The sequence below is a fragment of the Mycobacterium sp. TH-M15 genome (assembly GCF_057473705.1).
Genome location: NZ_JBYCLB010000629.1, coordinates 1 through 2121, shown reverse-complemented (window position 1 = coordinate 2121; position 2121 = coordinate 1). Strand labels below are relative to the sequence as shown.

Sequence of the window (2121 nt, the reverse complement as noted above, 5' to 3'; positions counted from 1 at the left end):
GTCGGCCTTCGGGTCCACCGTGCCGTCGACATGCACCACGTCGTCGTCGGCGAAGACCCGCACCACCTGGCAGATCGCGTGACACTCACGGATGTTGGCCAGGAACTTGTTGCCCAGCCCGGCCCCCTCCGAAGCGCCCTTGACGATGCCGGCGATGTCGATGAACGTCACCGGCGCCGGCAGGATCCGCTGGGAGCCGAAGATCTCCGCCAGCTTGGCCAGCCGCGGGTCCGGCAATGGCACCACGCCCTCGTTCGGCTCGATCGTCGCGAACGGGTAGTTGGCGGCCAACACGTCGTTTCGGGTCAACGCGTTGAACAGGGTCGACTTGCCGACGTTGGGCAGCCCCACGATTCCCAGGCTCAGGCTCACAGGAAGTCAAGTCTAGGTAAATGGCGCCGCCCCGCGTCGCCCGGCTGCGCCGCGCTACCGATCGCCGCAAGGTAAACGGCGCCGACCCGCGTCGCCCGGCTGCGGCACGCGTGCCGTCCGGCGGCAACGTTCGGCGGTCCCGGCATCGATAGCCGGTACGGTCGTTGTGTGTCAGCACAGCGGGTGAAGTCGACGGCGCGCACCGGCCCGCGCCCGATCGGCATCGAACTGCCCGGCCTGCCGTGGTGGGGCGCGATCGTCATCGCGGTCACCACGACGCTGTTCGGGATCGCCTTCGACGCCGGTCTGCGGCACAAGGAGCTGACCGGGATCTTCGCCGTGCTGTACGCGCTGGGCTGCCTGGCCGCGGTGCTCGCGGTGCGCCGGTCGGGGGTGTTCACCGCGGTCATCCAGCCGCCGTTGATCCTGTTCGTCGCCGTCCCGACGGCATACTGGCTGTTCCGCGGTGTCCGGCTCACCGACATCAAGGGCGTCCTGATCAACTGCGGATACCCGTTGATCGAGCGCTTCCCGTTGATGCTGTTCACGTCGGCCGGTGTGCTGTTGATCGGCCTGGCCCGCTGGTATCTCGCCAGCCAGCGCGACGTGGTGCCGGAAGAAGACGGCGCTTCGACCACCGCGACCACGGCCGCCGTGGTTACGGCGACGACCTCGGCCAGTGCGACCGTGCAGTGGCTGGCCATCGCTTTCCGGAAGGCCACCACCCGGCTGACCGCTGCGCTCGGCCAGCGTCCGGCCCATGCCACCACGACGTCCATCCCGGCGCGGCAGCGCACCGGCACCCGTTCCGGCAGGGCGCGCACCGGCTCGGCGCGCACCGGCACCCGTTCCGGCAAGGCCCGCGGTTCGGCCGGGCGCTCCACGGACCGGTCCCGGCATGTCCGACCGGCCGTCGGCGATGCGCCCGAGCACAGGACCGAGCCACCTCGGCGGCGCAGGCCCCCACCGGCCGGCGGCGAGCCGGCGGCGCGGACGGGTCAGCCCAGGTCGTCGGCGGCCGACCTGCCGGACCGACGCGATCGGCCGGCCCGGCGCCGACCGGCAGCCACCGACGAACGTGACCACCCGCCCCGGCGCCGACCGGCAGCCACCCGCGACGAGGCGCCACCCCCGCGGGCCCGGCACAGCGGGCCGTCGACGCACGAGCCGTCGGAGACCGGAGCCGACCAGCGTGACCACCCGCCTCGCCGCCGGCCCGGGATCCCACAGGAGCCGGGCCGGCGATATCGGGACCCGGGCCGGGAGTATCGGGATCCGCGGCCCGGGCGGCATGAGGCCGGGGAGCCGCCGCCGGACCTGCCGCGTCGGCGCCGGCCCAGCCCGACCCCCGGTGGCTACGACACCGACGCCACTCGTCATCCGGTGTCTCGGGCCCGTTACCGCGGTGCCGACCCGGGCGACGACGATCCGCCCCCACGATCACCGCGGCCCCGCCGATCACGGATCGAGAGCGCGGAGGACGCCGAGCCCTGGCGGTCCGACGTCTGACCCGGCGGCTCGAACCGGCGGTCAGCCCCGGTTCGAGCGGATCTCGCGCGGCAACGCGAACACCAGCGTCTCGTTGGCCGTGGCGATCGGGTACACGGTGCCATAGCCGTCGTCGGCCAGCCGCTCCAGCACGCCGCGCACCAGGATCTCCGGGACCGAGGCGCCGGACGTGACGCCGATGGTCTGCACGCCGTCCAGCCACGCCGGCTCGATCTCCTCGGCGTAGTCGACCAGATGGGC

At 73.0% G+C, this 2121-nt stretch carries 2 protein-coding genes and 1 pseudogene; 1 reads left to right on the top strand and 2 read right to left on the bottom strand.

Features of this window, described 5'->3' with window-relative positions:
* Positions 1 to 372: GTPase (locus AC2VNT_RS15365; RefSeq protein ID WP_486947677.1), on the bottom strand; the 372-nt coding region annotated here is incomplete at its 3' end.
* Positions 373 to 540: 168 nt separating this feature from the next.
* On the opposite strand from AC2VNT_RS15365, the gene AC2VNT_RS15360 reads away from it, so the two are divergent.
* Positions 541 to 1881, top strand: coding sequence for a DUF6542 domain-containing protein (locus AC2VNT_RS15360; RefSeq protein WP_486947676.1), 1341 nt, complete (start codon positions 541 to 543; stop codon positions 1879 to 1881).
* A 21-nt stretch (positions 1882 to 1902) separates the two neighbouring features.
* Here the strand turns inward: AC2VNT_RS15360 and AC2VNT_RS15355 are convergent.
* Positions 1903 to 2121, bottom strand: a pseudogene (locus AC2VNT_RS15355) (4-hydroxy-3-methylbut-2-enyl diphosphate reductase); the annotation flags it as partial.